This window comes from Comamonas sp. (assembly GCF_036643215.1).
Taxonomy (GTDB): domain Bacteria; phylum Pseudomonadota; class Gammaproteobacteria; order Burkholderiales; family Burkholderiaceae_C; genus Comamonas.
In genome coordinates this window covers 96,711-113,291 of sequence record NZ_JAVXSJ010000007.1, presented here as the reverse complement: position 1 = coordinate 113,291, position 16,581 = coordinate 96,711, and the positions used below count along the sequence as shown (strand labels likewise).

Sequence of the window (16,581 nt, the reverse complement as noted above, 5' to 3'; positions counted from 1 at the left end):
TTAGCCGAGCGCAACGACTCTCAGCACCTCGGCACCATATGCATCCAGCTTTTTGGCACCCATGCCGCTCACCCCTTGCAGTTCCTGCAGTGACTGGGGGTTGAGTTCGGCAATCGATGCCAGCGTGGCATCGTGGAAGATCACATAGGCCGGCAGATTGTGCGACTTGGCCACCTCGGCGCGCCAGGCCTTGAGGTTGATGAAGCGCACTTGCGCATCTGGCCCCAGGTTGATGGCGGCTGCATTGGCAGCAGACTTCTTGCTCGGTTTTTTGCTGCGCGATGCGGCAACGGCTTCGCGCAACTGCACCTGTACCTCGCCCTTGAGCACGGCGCGGGAGCCTGCGGCCAGGCACAGGGTGTCAAACACATGGCCGCTGTTTTCACTCACCACCTTGTGCAGGCCCAGCGCGCCTGTGGCCAGCAACTGGCGCATCACGGCGCGCAGTTGTGGCTCTGAGTAATCCTTGCCAATTCCGAAGGTGGAGACTTTCTCGTGGCTGAACTGAGCTACCTTGTCGGTCTCTTTGCCGCGCAACACATCCATGATGTGGCCTGCGCCATAGGTCAGGCCGCTGGCTTCATGCACGCGGAAGATGGTGGACAGCAGCTTGCGCGCAGCGTCCGTGCCATCCCAGAGCGCAGGGGGTTCCAGACAGTTGTCGCAGTTGCCGCAGTGGGTGCGGCCCACGGCCTGCAGCGGCTTGCCGTCCAGACTGGGCTCTTGCCCATATTGCTCGCCAAAATAGGCCAGCAGGCGTATGCGGCGGCAGTCTGTGGCTTCGGCCAAGCCCAGCAGCGCATCGAGCTTGCCGCGCATGACTTGCTTGAACTGTTCTTCGGCCGGGCTCTCGTCAATCATGCGGCGCTGGTTGACCACATCGGAGAGGCCATAGGCCATCCATGCATCGGCAGGCAGCCCATCGCGGCCCGCGCGGCCGGTTTCCTGGTAGTAGCCTTCGATGTTCTTGGGCATGTCCACATGGGCCACAAAGCGCACATCGGGCTTGTTGATGCCCATGCCGAAAGCAATAGTGGCGCACATCACCACGCCTTCTTCGCGCAGAAAACGGTCTTGATGGTTCTGGCGCATTTCCTGCGGCAGACCGGCGTGGTAGGGCAGGGCGTTTATGCCGCTTTGCGCCAGCGTCTGCGCCAGCTCTTCTACGCGCTTGCGTGACTGGCAGTAGACAACTCCTGCTTCGCCCTCATGCTCGCGTTCAATGAAGCGCAGCAGCTGGTTGGTGACGTCTTTTTTCTCGGCAATCTTGTAGCGGATATTGGGGCGGTCAAAGCTGCTGATGAAGTGCTGTGCGGCCTCAAGTTGCAGGCGCTCGATGATGTCGGCGCGCGTCAGCGCATCAGCCGTTGCTGTCAACGCAATACGTGGCACGCTTGCAAAGCGCTGGTGCAGCACCGTGAGGGCGCGGTATTCGGGGCGGAAGTCGTGGCCCCACTGGCTTACGCAGTGCGCCTCATCAATCGCAAACAGTGACAGTTTGCCTTGCGCCAGCAGATCATCCAGCAGGCCGAGGAAGCGCGGCGTGTTCAACCGCTCAGGCGCGACGTACAGCAAGGTGATGTCGCCGCTTTGCAGGCGCAGCTCTACTTCCTGTGTTTCGTCGTAGCTGAGGGTGGAGTTCAGAAAGGCGGCGCTGATACCCGCCTCGTGCAGCGCACCAACCTGATCGTGCATCAGCGCAATCAGCGGCGACACCACGATGGTCACCCCATGGCCGAGCTGCTGGCGCGCAATGGCCGGCACCTGGTAGCACAGCGACTTGCCGCCGCCCGTGGGCATGAGCACCAGCGCATCGCCGCCGTTGATGACATGCGAGACGATGGCCTGCTGGGGGCCACGGAATTGCTCGTAGCCAAAAACGGCTTGCAGAATGGATTGCGCGGAAGACACCGGGTACTCTTGAATTTATAGCTGTTAACGCTTGCTGAATAAGGGCTGAAAGCCAATTTATTCAATAACAACAAGCGTCAAAAATGTGCCCTATTGTGCGCCGCACTCTGGCGTGGCGCACAAGCCGGGTTATGCGCAATCAGGCCGCAGGGGCGATGGTGGAGGGCGAAAAATGCGCATCCAGCTCGTACAGGTCGGCCGGGTAGGTCAGGCGCACAAAGGTGATGGGCAGTCGGCCCGTCCAAGTGCGGCGGTCAATCACCAGGCAGGGGAAGCCGGGGGTAATCTCCAGCCGGGTTGCGTTTTCCTCGCTCGCCGCTTCGGCGCGGATTCGGTGCTCGGCCGAGCTCCACGGCACATGGTTCACCATCCATGAGCTGGGGCTGTGCTCGGTAAACGACTCGTGTTCGGCGTCGGGTACAGATTCAAGGTTAATCAGGCGGTCTTCTATGCAAAAGCGCCGTTGCCCCGCCATGTGCAGACACAGCACATGCACGATAGGGCCGGGCTTGTCCATGCACATGGCTTCCATGTCATCGCGCGTGCTGCGCCGCTGCTTGCGGCTGAGCAACTGGCTGGAGTACTCAAGCCCCATGCCCAGCACCACCTGGCGCAGATCCGGAATTTCCAGCACGGCCGAGCTGGTGTGCGGGCGGGTGACAAAGCTGCCCACTTTGCGCTTGCGCTCCAGCAGGCCGGCCTGAGCCAGCTTGTTCAGCGCCTTGCTCACCGTCATGCGTGAGCATTCGTAGTGGACTGTCAGCTCCATCTCAGAGGGGATGCGGTAGCCGGGCGGCCAGCGGCCACTGAGAATGTTTTGCTCAATCTCGGTGAGAATTTTCCCGTGCAGCGACATGGAGGAGTGTGTGACCATGGGTTGAATTACACCAGCAAATGCGGGTCTGTCACTACAGGGGCGCAAAGTTGCTGCAGATAAGGGATTAAGTATTTCCCAGTGCGTGAGGCCTGTGTCTACCGCGCACAATCGAGTCATCTTCCCGTGTCAACACGCTCCCCGCGAATATTCAGGCCATGGCCCGCCGATCAAGGCGCAGCGCGGCAGCGTGAAAGGTTGCTGATGTCCCAAGAACAATTGATTCAAGAACTGATTTCCACCCTTGGTGCCGACGTGGTGCTGTGCGGCGCCGATGTGCCTGAGCGCTACCACACGGACTGGAGCGGAACGCCGCCCCAGCAGCCGCTGGCTCTGGTGCGCCCGCGTACCACTGAGGAAGTCAGCGCGGCGCTGCGCCTGTGTTCGGCGCACAAGGTGGCGGTGGTGCCGCAAGGCGGCATGACCGGGCTGGCTGGCGCTGCCACGCCCACACAGGGGGCGGTGGCCCTGTCGCTGGACCGCATGAACCGCATTGAAGACATCAACCCCCAGACGGGGCTGATGCAGGTGCAGGCAGGGGTGACGCTGCAGGCCGTGCAAGAAGCCGCTGTGGCCGCAGGCATGGTGTTTGGCGTGGACCTGGGGGCGCGCGGCAGCTGCCAGATTGGCGGTAATGTCTCTACCAATGCCGGTGGCAACGGCGTGCTGCAGCACGGCATGATGCGCGAGCAGGTACTGGGGCTGGAGGTCGTGCTGGCCGATGGGGCGGTGCTGCCCATGCTGCGCCCCATGATCAAGAACAACACGGGCTACGACCTGAAGCAGTTCTTTATCGGCGCTGAAGGAACGCTGGGCGTCATTACCCGCGTTTTGCTGCGCCTGCGCCCCGCACCCAAGGCCACGGCCACCACGCTGGTCGCCATGCCTGACTTTGACACGGCGCTAGCTGTTCTTGGGCGCATGCAATCGCACTTTGGCAACAGCGTGGCGGCGTATGAGCTGATGTGGGACAGCTTTGTACAGGCATCGCTTTCCTGGCTCAAGCTCTCGGCCCCGTTTGCCGAGCGCCACCCCATGCTGGCGCTGATCAATGTAGATGGCAAGAACGAGGCACAACTGCAGGACGATATCCAGCAAGTGCTGGAAGAAGCCATGGAAGCGGGCGAGGTGCTGGATGCCATCGTTGCCCAGTCTGTGGCGCAGGCCCAGCAGCTGTGGAAGCTGCGCGAAGCCCCGGCCGAGCTCAACAACAATATGCACCCGGCCATCAATTTCGACGTGAGCCTGCCGCAGGCCGATATTGGTCGCTTTGCCAATGCCTGCGAAGCCGCTTTCACTGCGCGTTGGCCGCAAAAGCATTCGCTGTACTTCGGCCATGTGGGCGACGGCAATCTGCATGTGTCTGTGGATGGAGCCACCGTGAACGGCGAATGCGATGCCGTAGAAGCTGAGCTGTACCGGCTGGTGGGCGAGTTCAAGGGCAGTGTCTCGGCCGAGCATGGCATTGGTCTGCACAAAAAGCCGTATCTGAGCAACAGCCGCAGCCCTGCCGAAATGGCCGCCATGCGAGCTATCAAGCTGGCGCTGGACCCACTGGGGCTGATGAACCCCGGCAAGGTGTTCGAGCTGTGATGAGTGCATCGATGCCTTCTTTCATCTTTCACCAGGGCCATGCGCCGCTGCTGATCTCCATGCCGCATACCGGCACCTATGTGCCGGGCGACATCGCCGCCAAGCTCACGCCCGAGGGGCGCGAAGTGCATGACACCGACTGGCATATGCCAGCGCTCTTCGACTTTGCCAAGGCGCTGGGCGCCTCCATCCTCGTGGCCACGCATTCGCGCTATGTGATCGACCTGAATCGCTCGCCAGATGGGGCCAGTCTCTATCCGGGCCAGAGCGTGACAGGGCTGTGCCCTGTTGATGGTTTTGATAGCAAGCCCCTCTATGCCAGCAAGGCGGATGAGCCTGATGATGCCGAGATCGCTCGCCGCCGCGAGCTGTACTGGCAGCCCTTCCACGCGCAGCTGCGCGCCGAGCTGGATCGCATCAAACGCCTGCATGGCGTGGCCATGCTGTGGGATGCGCACAGCATTCGCTCAGTACTGCCGCGCTTTTTTGAAGGCAAGCTGCCGGATATGAATTTGGGTACGGCTGACGGCAAGAGTTGCGATGCGGCACTGGCCCAGCAATTGCTGGACATTGCGCAGCAGTCACCCAGCCACACCAGCGTGCTCAACGGCCGCTTTAAGGGCGGCTACATCACGCGCAACTACGGCCAGCCTGAGCTGGGCTTCCACGCCGTACAGCTGGAGATGACTCAGTCCAGCTATATGCAGGAGCAGATGCCTTTTGACTATCTGCCCGGCGTGGCAGACCAGATCAAGCCCACGCTGCAGCAGATGCTGCAGGCCGTGCTGAGTTTTGCACAAAGCCGCTGAATGCTCCGCCTGAGTCTTCTATGATGGGAAGGCCATGACTTACCCCCTGTTTGATACCGAAGTCCGCGACCCGGAAGTTCTGGATAAAGGCGCGGTACTGCTGCGCGGCTTTGCGGCTGCCGAGGCCGAGCGCTGGATTGCCGAGGTGCAGCAGGTTCAGGCCCAGTCCCCGTTTCGCATCATGACCCGGCCCGGCGGCGCGCCGCTATCCGTCGCCATGACCAATTGTGGTGACTGGGGCTGGGTGTCGGATGAAAAGTGCTATAGCTACAGTAGCGTTGACCCATTGTCTGGCAATAGCTGGCCTGCAATTTCTCCATTTCTTTTGCAGCAGGCAGGGCTGGCGGCTGCGCTAGCGGGCTATGCCGGCTTTGTGCCCGATGCCTGCTTGATCAACCGCTACCGGCCCGGTGCCAAGCTCACGCAGCACCGTGATGAAGATGAGGCGGACTTTGCTGCCCCCATCGTTTCGGTTTCGCTGGGTTTGCCCTGCACCTTTCTCTGGGGTGGGTTAACGCGCCAGGACCCGGCCCGGCGACTGGCGTTAACTCATGGCGATGTACTGGTCTGGGGCGGGCCGACGCGGCTGGCCTATCACGGCGTCAATCCGCTCAAGGACGGACGCCATCACCTGCTGGGCGCAGAGCGCTGGAACCTGACCTTTCGCATGGCCAAGCGCGCGTTCTGAGTCTCGCTGGCCGGCAGGGCATCCATCTGCATAGGCGATGCCTGGTCGGCAATGCCCGGCTGGCCTGCAGACCCCGCCAGCTTTCCTACAATGGCGGTCTATGAGCCAGCTGCACACCACCCCCGCCTACACCCGAGCCCAGGATCTGCCTGCCACGCTTGCCAAGCGTCTTGTCATTCTGGACGGTGCCATGGGCACCATGATTCAGCGTTTCAAGCTGGGCGAGGCCCAGTACCGTGGCCAAGGCTATGCCGGTGCCGATGGTGCGGGTGACCGCTTCACGGACTTTGCCCACGACGTCAAGGGCAACAACGAGCTGCTATCGATCACTCGCCCCGATGTGATCAGCGACATCCATGAAAAATACCTGGCCGCTGGCGCCGATCTGATCGAGACCAACACCTTTGGTGCGACCACGATTGCGCAGGATGACTATCACATGGCCGATCTGGCCTATGAGATGAATCTGAAAAGCGCCCAGCTGGCCCGCGCGGCTTGCGACAAGTACAGCACGCCGGGTCACAAGCGCTATGTGGCGGGTGCTCTGGGCCCTACGCCCAAAACCGCATCCATCAGTCCTGATGTGAACGACCCTGCGGCTCGCAACGTCACGTTTGAATCGCTGCGCAAAGCCTATCTGGAGCAGACGCTGGCGCTGATCGAAGGTGGCGCTGACGTGATTCTGGTCGAGACGATTTTCGATACCCTGAACGCCAAGGCCGCGCTGTTTGCGGTGGATGAAGCGTTTGAGCAAACCGGCCAGCTGCTGCCCATCATGATCAGCGGCACAGTAACTGATGCCTCGGGCCGTATTTTGAGCGGCCAGACCGTGACGGCCTTCTGGCACAGCGTGCGCCATGCCAACCCGCTGTCGATTGGCCTGAACTGCGCTTTGGGTGCCACGCTGATGCGCCCCTATGTGCAAGAGCTGGCCAAGGCCGCGCCTGATACCTTCATCAGCTGCTACCCCAATGCCGGCCTGCCCAACCCCATGAGCGACACCGGCTTTGATGAGACGCCCGAGATCACCAGCCGCCTGGTGCACGAGTTCGCGGCCGAAGGTCTGGTCAACATCGTGGGCGGCTGCTGCGGCACTACGCCTGACCACATTGGTGCCATTGCTCAGGCGGTGCAGAGCACCACCACGCGCAAGCTCTTCTATCCGGCTGAAGCCTGATTTCAAGCCAAACAAGGCTCAAGCGCTTATGCATCAAGCGCTTGGAGCTCTGTTTTTGATAGTCGATTTAGCCGATTGGCAGGGCCGCACAATGGCGCAATCCCTGTTTTGCGATTGACTCTGGACTGCCATGACTGAGCCCCTGCGCCCCATCACCCCCGTATTGCCGGTTTCTGTTCCCACGGGGCAGACTCAGGCGACTGTGGGCGCGCTGGCGGCGGTTCCTGCTGCCGCTTTGCCCGCTGCGGGGCAGGTGCAATCCACACAGCCCGCAGCACCTGTGACGAGCAGCGTGCAATGGTCAGCGCAGACCTTGCAAAACCTCAAGCTGCAAGCCTTTGAGCATTTGATTGCTCAGCTGGCCCTGCAAATTCAAGGCAGCCCCGGCGCACCTGCGGCCACATGGCCCACGCAAGGTCTGCCTGCGGCCACGCAACAGTTTTTACAGAACCTGCTGGCGCAGATTCAGGTCACGGTTCAAGGCCAGACTCAGCCCTTGCAATTGCTGGCCGGGCAGCAGGGCTCTGTGGCACTGATGCAGGCTCTGGTTCAGGCGGCTTCAGCGCAATCAGGCTCGACCTCGCCCCGCTTCATTTCACCCAGCTCGGCCTTGCAAACGGCGGCGGCACTGTCGCCCACGGCGGCCGCCGCACTGGAGCAAGCGGGCCGCAGCCCTGCAGTCGCCACAACTGCCCCGCGCCTGCCACTGCTGCAAAACTGGTTGGTGCAGCAAGGCACGCTGCTCACCCCGCAAGGCGAGCGCGGCTTTTCGCTGACGCTGCAAGTGCCTGCCGCATGGGCGCAGGCGGTGGGGGCCGCTGTGCCTTCGCCCTCTCTTTCACCTTCTGCCAGCCCTGCCCAAGGCATGGCTCCTATGCGCTTGCCGGTGGCTGAGCTGTCCGCACTCTCCAGCGGCCCGCTGGCGCTGGTCTTGCAGCCGCAAGGGCCTGCTGCAGGTGCGACTTCAGGGCTTGCTACCAGCGCTTTGCTCTGGCTGGAGCTGCAACCTGTCAGCGCCGCAGCAGCGCAATCGACTCCGGCTCAGCTGGCCGGTCTGCCGCTGGCCATGCCTGCTCCTGCGCTGGCGCAAGAGGTGCAGCAACTGCTGCAAAACAGGTCAGACCCCTGGCTGATGATGGCGGCCGCGCAGGCCGTCAATGCCCTGCCCATACCGCGCCGCAATAGTGAGCACCGCTCGCATTTGTGCATGACGGAAGGTTGCCAGTATCAAGGGCAGGCCCCCTGTGCCCAGCCGTTTTGCAGCGAGATGAATCGCATCTGGACAAGCTCGCGCGTGGCAGCGCCTGCCTGACCTGCACCCTGATCGAAATCGCAGCGATTTTTCCAGGCGCTTGCAGTGATTTTCATCAAGTAAATCAAGAAAAGATTGCTCTTGTTTTTAATCGGCATCGAGCAAAAGTATCCATCTGTAACTCTGTTACATAGATTTTCAAATAACACCTGATTTTTCAGATTTTGAAATAAAAGCGCTTCCTAGAATCTCCGGCTTTATAAGAAGAGGGATCTCATGCAGCACCGATTTAATGCGGCTTTGCTAGGCGCGGTCATGACGGTTTTGGCCGGATGCGGAGGAGGAGAGGATGGAAACTCGGTTTCACAACCGCCGATTGACAACGGCGGTTTGCCCAGCATTCCCCCCCCTGTGATTCCACCTGCAGAGGGTGGCGGTGACAGCGGTGGAAGCAGCGGCGGAGGTGATGATGAAGGCGTGCTTCCCCCTGTCGTGGTCGACCCTTATCCAGAGCCCTTAGGCGGAAAATATGCCTCGCTCAACGCCTTGGGCTTTTACGACCGCGACAAGACCGGTCAGGTCCGTCCCGTCAGAAACGACCTGGCAGGCAGCTTGCCGGCCATGGTGCAGTTTGCCCAGAGTCATACGGTGGATCCAAGCGGCAATACTGCCAAGCACATGCCCACGCTGACCAGTGAGCGCGAAGCCTTGCTGCTGGTCACGCCAGATGTTTCGCTGCAAGGCGTTGAGGAAATTTCAGTGTTTGTTTCCGTGAACGGACTCAGCCTGGGCACGCTGCAACTGCGCCACCCCAACGAGATATTCCGCTCGGACTACAAAAATGGCGATGGCCGCCCCGACTATGTGTATTCACGTCGCGCCTGGTCTGCGGTCCTGCCCTGGGACTGGGTCAAGCCGGGCATGGAGTTGCGGGTCAGCGATGCCAAGGGCCGCACGGGAACCTTGAGCGCCAACGCCATCGAATTTGCCGCGCCTGCAGAGCTGGTGGTGCACAGTATTGAGCTGGGCATGCTGACCGATCCACCATCCAGTGCCGAAGGCCACTGGTTTCTCAATCAGCCTGCCAAGGCCGCGACAGACTACTTCCAGACCGTTCCTCTGGCCAAGCTGACGGCTGCGTATTACGAGTCCATGCGACTGAGCAAGGTCATGGTGGCCAGCGGAGTCATTTACGACACCGCCAGCGCGGTCGATGGTGGCGACTATGTCGGGGATATGCGCGAGAACACCGCCAAGTCCACCTTCAGCACCGGCATCAACCTGGCCAACTTTGGCGTGACCAGTTCCGGCATGGCGTCGCAAAATCAGCCCCAGGTGTTTCAAAGCGCAGTGGCCCACCATGCGCGTGGACTGTATGCGAATGGCGTGCAGGGCCACGGGCTCAGCGGCGGCAACGGCATGCTCACCTTGTACGACACCAAGGGCAATGAGTTCAGCCATGAGATCGGCCATCACTACGGCCTGGGCCACTATCCCGGCGAAAAGGATGGCAATCGTTTCTGGTCTGGTCACCACCATGACAGCGGATGGGGCTATATCGGTTACCGCAAGCGCATGCGCGCCAATCTGCACTGGACCAGAGCCAAGGATGCGGGCCTGTGGGGCATGCCGGTGTTTGAGAATACCTATAGCTTTGCCTCGGATGCCATGTCGGGCGGCGAATATGCGAGTGCGCTGTCCGTTTACACCCACTACACGGGCTATAGCACCCAGACCAAGATTCAACCCAGTCTGGACAAGGCCGTGCTGACCCCGGGCTCCGCTACGGGTTACACCAAGTGGAACGCCAGCACCCGCGCCATGGAGTCCTTCGCTCCGGCGGTGCCGACCAACCAGCCGACGGTCTGGTACAACAGCGCCAGCGGCAAGTTTCTCGCGCCTTCGCTACAGGGTGTGCCGGTCATCACCTTGCTGGGCGGGTACGACCCCGAGACCGATAAAGCGCTGATCTATCCCGCAGCGCGCAGCAACTGGGGCAATGTCTTCAATTTGCCGGCGCAGTCTGTTTCCCAAACTGAAGCCCGTCAGTGCTGGCTGGATGTGAGCTTTGCCAGCCGCAGCCCGCAACGCATTGCCGTGGCAGGCAAGCGCATGCAAACCGGCCTTGTCAACAAGCTGCATGTCAATCTGGCGCAGAGTGATCAGCCCACGGAGGCCAAGCTGTCCTGCCAGACCGGCGCTGCCGCTCCCACCTTGCTCTACTCGCTGCAGATTGCGCAGAATCTGCCGGCCATGGCGCCCCCGGTAACGGTAGGCAAGCAAGCTGGCTACACCGCGATTCGCAAGGTGGAGCTGCCTGAGCTGGAGAAAGCTTTGCTGGCACTGGCGGACAAGAAAGTGCTGACGCTCAGCAGCGCCGACCAGCTTTTGTATGACAGCTATGCCGAGCACGCCCAGGAACTCAGCCCTGCTGCCCGTCAACAGTTCGAGCGCTATGCCGCGCAGCAGCAAAATGCCCAGCGCCTGAATCGCTGGATTGCCCACTACGCCAATCAACTCGATCAGGGCAATACCGCAGCTCAGCTTGCCTTGCTGGCGCTGATTCAGAGGCTGGGCCTGGAAAGCAAGCCTTTGATTCCGGCCGCGCAGTCCATGCTCATGGCCAACGGCAACTGCGTTCAGAAGGTGGGCGCGGAAGTACGGGTGGCAGGCAAGAGTCTGTGCACCGGAGACGCAAACGAGCAGTGGCTTCTGGATGCGCGCGGCAGCATTCGCAGCCGCGCCGATCTAAGTCTGTGCCTGACCGATCAAGGTGGCAGCAATGCCATCAAACTCTCCGCCTGCGAACTAGCCAAGGACAGCCAGGTCTGGGATACCAGTATTGCCAAGCGCATTGCACGTGGCAATCGTTGCCTGGACTTGAACGGCGGCTACCTGACCAACAATGTGGGCACGCTGATCACCTACAGATGCACTGGCGGCAGCAACCAGCAATGGAGCGGTCTGGTGGCGGGCGACAGCCAGGTATTGAGCTTGCTCGATAGCGACAAGGTCCGCTATCTGGAGCCGCTGGCGCGCTTGCAGGCCGGCCCCCAGCCCTGAGCGCTCGCATTTTTGCGCAAGCTCAGCAGCTGAACAGCTGCTGACGACGGGCTGGACTCGCGTCAGACCCGTCTTTCATAATTTCAAGCCTGCCCACTTGCTGGGTAGGCTTTGGATCTCATTGCACCACCCTGCATAGGGTTGTTGCACATCAAGAATCCGGCTGCATTTGCAGCCGTTGTCATTGGGAGCCTGTCTCCCGCCCTCCCCGCCTGCTCTTTCTATGGCCTGTGTGCCGTAGAGCAAGGTCATTTGTTTTTGCAAAGGAATTTCTGCCGCATGCGTCGTAGTCATTGGCTGTCTATCGGTTGTCTCACTGCTCTCTTGTCCCCGCTGCCCGCTGCAGCTCAGTCCCATGTCAGCATCAACGGCCTGGTTGATGGCGGCATTTATCGCGGCTTTGACGGTACGGCTCAGGCTGGCACGATTCAGCGCAGCAATCTGGCCATTGCTGGCTGGGAAGATCTGGGCGGCGGCCTCAAGGCCACGTTTCGCCTGAGCGCACGCTTTGATATCGACACCGGGCGCATGGAAGACCAAGGCAGCAAGCCTTTCTGGCATGACGAATCCACGGTAGGGCTGCAAGGCGGCTTTGGTCATCTGCGCATGGGGCGCGCCTTGTCGGCCATGTGGTCGCAGGACTGGAAGTTTGACCCCTGGGCCAACTTCAACCGCATCTCCTCGCCTGCCTGGTATCAGTGGCACTACCTCACGCCTACCGACCGTTACAGCAACAACGGCGCGGCCGAATACGGGCGCATGGCCAATGGCATTTTTTACGACTCGCCGACTTTCGGTGGCTTCACTTTGCACTTGAGTGCCTCGCCCGAGCGCACTCAGGTGCCCGTGACTTTGCGTAGCGAAGGCCGTGGCTACTCGGCGTCGCTCAACTACGACTCGGACAGCCTGAGCGGCATGCTGGCCTTTGAGCGCAATGGCAGCGGCGACAAGGACACATTTGCGGCAGCCAAGTACCGCTTTGGGGCGGCCGCCGTCATGGCCGCCTGGGACTATTCGCGCGTGGCTCAAACTGCGCTGTCTGCCAAGGCGGTGACGCTGGGCGCTACTTACCAGGTGGGCGCGACCACGCTGAAGGCGGGCTATGGCCGCCAGACCATGCAGGAGCAGACCAACCACTTTTATTCGCTGGGGGCGGACTACGCACTGTCCAAGCGCAGCACGCTGTACGCCAGCATTGGCCGCAAGAGCTATGAGTACGGTGTGGACTCGGGGACTTCGTTTGGCGTGGGCATGGCGCACGCGTTCTGAGGTCGTTTAGCGCCCGCAAGAGTGCTGAACACTGCGGCTGGGAGGGACCCATGAATGGCCCGCAGCTTTTGTAGGAATTAAATCGGCCAGTTTCTGGGCCGGATCTGCCTTTTTTGAAGGGGCGCGCAACGATTTGCGTGCCCCTTATTGCCTTCTGGAGACAAAAAACCGTTAAAAACGCGATTTTTTGTCGCCATCGTCGCTCTTTGTCGGTGATTTTTGAGTGTCGCCGAACTTTGAATGTTGAGAGTTGGCGGCACAAGCGCTGCAGTTACTGCAAGTTATCGGCGGCTGCTTTGAAAAAGGTCTGATTGGCTTCTAAGTTCGCGCAAATCACTCGCAAAGATGATGCATCTTTTGGTAACGTTTGGGGCTGCGACTATTTGCATGTGGCCTCTGTAAGGCATTGATTTTTTTGACCAAAATGCGCTGTATTCCCCCGATTGAGGAGAGACAGCCATGTCCTATAACGAGTCCGAGACCTCTGTGCATTCCAGCGAGGCGCAAGCCGCAGCAGCCTCCACCCAGACCATGCACTGGCATGCGCCCGCCAAGGGCAGTGCCGTGCCTGAGCAGAAGCGCTGGCCTGTGGAGGCGGTGCAGCAACTGCTGGATATGCCGTTTATGGATCTGATGCACCAGGCTCAGACCGTGCACCGCGAAAACTGGCCTGCGGGCGAGATCGAGCTGGCGACGCTGCTGTCGGTGAAGACCGGCGGCTGCCCCGAGAACTGTGGCTACTGCCCTCAGTCTGCGGAGTTTGATACGGGCGTGAAGGCCGAAAAGCTGATGAGCGTGGAGGAAGTCACTCGCGCCGCCAAGGCCGCGCAGGATGCGGGAGCCACACGTTTTTGCATGGGTGCTGCCTGGCGTGCACCCAAGGACCGCGACATCGAAAAGATGAACGAGCTGATTGGTGCCGTAAAGGGGCTGGGCATGCAGACCTGCGCCACGCTGGGCATGCTGCAGCCGCATCAGGCCGAGTCCTTGCGTGATGCGGGGCTGGATTACTACAACCACAACCTCGACACCGCGCCTGAGTACTACAAGGACGTTGTCAGCACCCGCCAGTACCAAGACCGGCTGGATACGCTGGCCGCGGTGCGGGGCGCGGGCATCAGCGTTTGCTGCGGCGGCATCATCGGCATGGGCGAGACAGAAGTGCACCGCGCAGGCTTGATCGCCCAGCTGGCGAATATGGAGCCTTACCCCGAGTCCGTGCCCATCAACAGCCTGGTGCCCGTGCCCGGCACGCCGCTGGCGGACAGTGACCCGGTGGACCCACTCGACTTTGTGCGCGTGATTGCCGTGGCCCGCATCACCATGCCCAAGGCCCGTGTGCGCCTGTCTGCAGGACGCCAGCAACTGGGCGAAGCCGTGCAGACCCTGTGCTTTATGGCGGGTGCCAATTCCATCTTCTATGGCGACAAGTTGCTCGTCACCGGCAACCCCGATGTGGAAGCGGACACCTCGTTGATGCGCAAGCTGGGTCTCAAAGGCCTCAAGACTGCGCAGGCACAGGCCTGATTCATCAGATTTGATAGCTGCTAGCGCTTGATGAATAAGCGCTAGAGGCCTTTTTTATTCAAAAAACCGCTCGCTGGCGCTGGATGGTACCAGCGGCGTTGCGGCGTGCCCTGATGCAGATGAGAGGTCTGCAGGGCGCAGCCTTGCCTGAAAAACAAGCAATCTCCCAAAGGAATTTTTCATGAATACGTCTACCTGTCTGGCCGTCCTGTGCCTGCTGGCTGCGCCGCTGGGCAGTGCGCTGGCGCAGGACTCCAAAGTGCAGATCAGTGGCTTTCTGGACCTTGGCATGTACCGCGACTTTAGCGGCACGGCCCAGCTGGGCACGATTCAGCGCAGCCACGTTACGTTCTCGGGCGAGGAAGGCCTGGGCGGTGGGCTCAAGACCACGTTTCGCCTCAGCCATCGTCTGGAACTGGATTCGGGCCAGAGCGAAGGCAGTGGGCAAAAGCCGTTCTGGCATGGCGAATCGACGGTGGGTCTCAAGGGTGGCTGGGGTCATGTGCGCATGGGCCGCGCTCTGTCTGCCCTGTGGGCGCATGACTGGAAGTTTGACCCCTGGGGCCACATGAACCGCGTGGCTTCATCGGCCTGGTATCAGTGGTTTTATTACGTGCCTACCGATCGCGTCAGCAACAACGGCGCGCCGGAGTTTGGCCGTACCAGCAACGGCATCTTCTACGATTCGCCAACCCTTGGCGGCTTTACCCTGCACCTGAGTGGCTCGCCAGAGCGCACGCAAGGCCCGGGCGGCGGCAAGCCTTATGCCGCATCGCTGGAGTATGCGCAGGGCCCGCTGGCTGGAATGCTGGCGTTTGATCGCAATGGCAGCGGCGATCATGCTTCGTTTGTTGCCGCTAAATATCGCTGGGGTGATACGACATTGATGACTTCTTATGACGACAGCCGCAGGGCACAGAATCAGGGGCGATCACGCGTGATGTCTGTTGGTGCCACGCACAAGCTGGATGCGCAGACCACGCTCAAGACCGGAGTGGGCCGCCAGAAGCTCAATGACGACACCAATCTGTTTTATTCGCTGGGGGCGGACTATGCCTTGTCCAAACGCACCATCTTGTATGCAAACCTCGGGCATCAGCGGCCTGAGCAGAAGGGTTCTAAAACGTCCTTTGGCGTAGGTATGTCGCACGCCTTCTAAATAAAAAGCCGCTGTGATTGCAGCGGCTTTTTGCGGGGGATAGAGGTGGCTTATTTGCCCGCGCCTTCTACGACCTTAGGCACACGCGGGGCAACGGCGCACATCAGCTCATATGCGAGCGTGCCAGCGGCAGCGGCCACTTCGTCGATGGGCAGCACGGTGCCATTGCTGGCCCGGCCCCACAGCGTGACTTCGCTGCCTATCCTGGCTTTGGGCACGGGGCTTAGGTCCACAGCCAGCATGTCCATGCTGACGCGGCCCAGTGTGCGGGTGCGCACGCCGTCCACCAGCACCGGCGTGCCTGTGGGGCAAACGCGGGGGTAGCCGTCTGCATAGCCGCAAGCCACCACGCCAAGGCGCAGGGGCTCTGTGCATTCAAAGCGCGAGCCGTAGCCCACGGTATCGCCCGCGTGCAGCTCTTGTGTGGCGATGATTCTGGATGACAGCGTCATGGCCGGCTCAATTCCCCAGTGCGCCGCATCATGGGCGGGAAAGTCGGGCGAGCTGCCGTAGAGCACGATGCCGGGGCGCACCCAGTCGCAGCGCACATCGCCTTCATCGCCGTGCAGCAAGGTGGCGGCGCTGTTGCTGATGCTGCGCTCGCCGGGCAGGTCAAGGGTGGTGGAATGGAAGACCTGCAGCTGATGGTCCACGCCATGGTCCGCATCGGCGTCGCTGAAGTGGGTCATGAAGGAGATTTCATCGACCTGAGTCAGTGCGTTCAGGCGGGCATATGCCGCACGAAAACGCTCGGGTGTAAAGCCCAGCCGGTTCATGCCGCTGTTCATCTTGAGGAACACGCGGTGGCCGATCTGGGTCTTGTGTGCGGCCAGCCAGTCAATCTGCTCGTCGCAGTGCACGGTATGCCACAGGCCCAGTCGTGAGCAGAGTTCCAGATCACGCGGCTCAAACACGCCTTCGAGCAGCAGAATGGGGCCGCGCCAGCCCAGATTGCGCACGCGCTGAGCCTCTTCAAGGTCCAGCATGGCAAAGCCGTCCGTCGCTCGCAGGCCCTCGAATACGTTCTCGATACCGTGGCCATAAGCGTTGGCTTTGATCACAGACCACAATTTGGCATCGGGTACAGCTTGCTGAACCCGCTCCAGATTGTGGCGAACGGCTTCAGGATGGATGGTGGCAATAATGGGACGGGGCATGGTTTTTCTCAATCAGACCTGTGGGATTCTGGCACTGTCAGCCCAAGCCTGCGTGATATAACCGCCAGTCACTTGCCACAGGGTCTCTTATTTACTCGGCAT

Annotated in this window: 13 protein-coding genes; 9 read left to right on the top strand and 4 right to left on the bottom strand. The window is 60.9% G+C overall.

The window, feature by feature from the left end; genetic code table 11:
• Entirely contained in the window at positions 1-1,911 is a 1,911-nt protein-coding gene (recQ, locus tag RSF91_RS07240; RefSeq protein ID WP_332567776.1) for a DNA helicase RecQ, read from the bottom strand.
• Between the two features lie 139 nt (positions 1,912-2,050).
• Entirely contained in the window at positions 2,051-2,785 is a 735-nt protein-coding gene (gene hutC / locus RSF91_RS07235; protein ID WP_332567775.1) for a histidine utilization repressor, read from the bottom strand.
• Between the two features lie 204 nt (positions 2,786-2,989).
• On the opposite strand from hutC, the gene RSF91_RS07230 reads away from it, so the two are divergent.
• The 6 genes from RSF91_RS07230 to RSF91_RS07205 all read left to right on the top strand — a co-directional run bounded on the left by RSF91_RS07230 (position 2,990) and on the right by RSF91_RS07205 (position 11,367).
• Complete coding sequence (locus RSF91_RS07230; RefSeq protein ID WP_332567774.1) at positions 2,990-4,378, top strand: FAD-binding oxidoreductase; 1,389 nt, start codon at positions 2,990-2,992, stop codon at positions 4,376-4,378.
• Positions 4,379-4,389: 11 nt separating this feature from the next.
• The gene (gene hutG / locus RSF91_RS07225) at positions 4,390-5,187 is read left to right on the top strand and encodes an N-formylglutamate deformylase (protein WP_442878816.1); all 798 of its coding nucleotides are present in this window, start codon (positions 4,390-4,392) and stop codon (positions 5,185-5,187) included.
• A 34-nt stretch (positions 5,188-5,221) separates the two neighbouring features.
• On the top strand, positions 5,222-5,875 hold the full coding sequence (alkB, locus tag RSF91_RS07220) for a DNA oxidative demethylase AlkB (RefSeq protein WP_332567772.1): 654 nt from the start codon (positions 5,222-5,224) through the stop codon (positions 5,873-5,875).
• 100 nt (positions 5,876-5,975) lie between these two features.
• Positions 5,976-7,052, top strand: coding sequence for a homocysteine S-methyltransferase family protein (locus tag RSF91_RS07215; RefSeq protein WP_332567771.1), 1,077 nt, complete (start codon positions 5,976-5,978; stop codon positions 7,050-7,052).
• 130 nt (positions 7,053-7,182) lie between these two features.
• Positions 7,183-8,364: a Fe-S oxidoreductase gene (locus tag RSF91_RS07210; protein ID WP_332567770.1), complete on the top strand. Its 1,182-nt coding sequence runs from the start codon at positions 7,183-7,185 to the stop codon at positions 8,362-8,364.
• A 216-nt stretch (positions 8,365-8,580) separates the two neighbouring features.
• Positions 8,581-11,367, top strand: a complete 2,787-nt coding sequence (locus RSF91_RS07205) for a M66 family metalloprotease (protein WP_332567769.1) — start codon at positions 8,581-8,583, stop codon at positions 11,365-11,367.
• A 75-nt stretch (positions 11,368-11,442) separates the two neighbouring features.
• Here RSF91_RS07205 and RSF91_RS07200 read toward each other — a convergent pair whose 3' ends face one another.
• Positions 11,443-11,661 carry a hypothetical protein gene (locus tag RSF91_RS07200; RefSeq protein ID WP_332567813.1) on the bottom strand — a complete coding sequence of 73 codons (219 nt, stop codon included), beginning with the start codon at positions 11,659-11,661 and terminating at the stop codon, positions 11,443-11,445.
• Here RSF91_RS07200 and RSF91_RS07195 point away from each other — a divergent pair.
• From RSF91_RS07195 to RSF91_RS07185, 3 genes are all read left to right on the top strand, one after another.
• A complete protein-coding gene (locus RSF91_RS07195) occupies positions 11,647-12,636 on the top strand; it encodes a porin (RefSeq protein ID WP_332567768.1) in 990 nt (329 codons plus the stop codon). The genes RSF91_RS07200 and RSF91_RS07195 overlap by 15 nt on opposite strands.
• A gap of 531 nt (positions 12,637-13,167) precedes the next feature.
• Positions 13,168-14,163 carry a biotin synthase BioB gene (bioB, locus tag RSF91_RS07190; RefSeq protein ID WP_442878819.1) on the top strand — a complete coding sequence of 332 codons (996 nt, stop codon included), beginning with the start codon at positions 13,168-13,170 and terminating at the stop codon, positions 14,161-14,163.
• 181 nt (positions 14,164-14,344) lie between these two features.
• Positions 14,345-15,322 carry a porin gene (locus RSF91_RS07185; protein ID WP_332567766.1) on the top strand — a complete coding sequence of 326 codons (978 nt, stop codon included), beginning with the start codon at positions 14,345-14,347 and terminating at the stop codon, positions 15,320-15,322.
• A gap of 50 nt (positions 15,323-15,372) precedes the next feature.
• Here the strand turns inward: RSF91_RS07185 and alr are convergent, their stop codons facing one another.
• The gene (gene alr / locus RSF91_RS07180; protein WP_332567765.1) at positions 15,373-16,479 is read right to left on the bottom strand and encodes an alanine racemase; all 1,107 of its coding nucleotides are present in this window, start codon (positions 16,477-16,479) and stop codon (positions 15,373-15,375) included.
• Positions 16,480-16,581: the final 102 nt, after the last annotated feature.

Bases quoted from the DNA above. Each gene is read 5' to 3' on its own strand.
- hutC (WP_332567775.1), bottom strand. From the start codon at position 2,785: ATGGTCACACACTCCTCCATGTCGCTGCACGGGAAAATTCTCACCGAG.
- RSF91_RS07230 (WP_332567774.1), top strand. From the start codon at position 2,990: ATGTCCCAAGAACAATTGATTCAAGAACTGATTTCCACCCTTGGTGCC.
- hutG (WP_442878816.1), top strand. From the start codon at position 4,390: ATGCCTTCTTTCATCTTTCACCAGGGCCATGCGCCGCTGCTGATCTCC.
- alkB (WP_332567772.1), top strand. From the start codon at position 5,222: ATGACTTACCCCCTGTTTGATACCGAAGTCCGCGACCCGGAAGTTCTG.
- RSF91_RS07215 (WP_332567771.1), top strand. From the start codon at position 5,976: ATGAGCCAGCTGCACACCACCCCCGCCTACACCCGAGCCCAGGATCTG.
- RSF91_RS07210 (WP_332567770.1), top strand. From the start codon at position 7,183: ATGACTGAGCCCCTGCGCCCCATCACCCCCGTATTGCCGGTTTCTGTT.
- RSF91_RS07205 (WP_332567769.1), top strand. From the start codon at position 8,581: ATGCAGCACCGATTTAATGCGGCTTTGCTAGGCGCGGTCATGACGGTT.
- RSF91_RS07195 (WP_332567768.1), top strand. From the start codon at position 11,647: ATGCGTCGTAGTCATTGGCTGTCTATCGGTTGTCTCACTGCTCTCTTG.
- RSF91_RS07200 (WP_332567813.1), bottom strand. From the start codon at position 11,661: ATGACTACGACGCATGCGGCAGAAATTCCTTTGCAAAAACAAATGACC.
- bioB (WP_442878819.1), top strand. From the start codon at position 13,168: ATGCACTGGCATGCGCCCGCCAAGGGCAGTGCCGTGCCTGAGCAGAAG.
- RSF91_RS07185 (WP_332567766.1), top strand. From the start codon at position 14,345: ATGAATACGTCTACCTGTCTGGCCGTCCTGTGCCTGCTGGCTGCGCCG.
- alr (WP_332567765.1), bottom strand. From the start codon at position 16,479: ATGCCCCGTCCCATTATTGCCACCATCCATCCTGAAGCCGTTCGCCAC.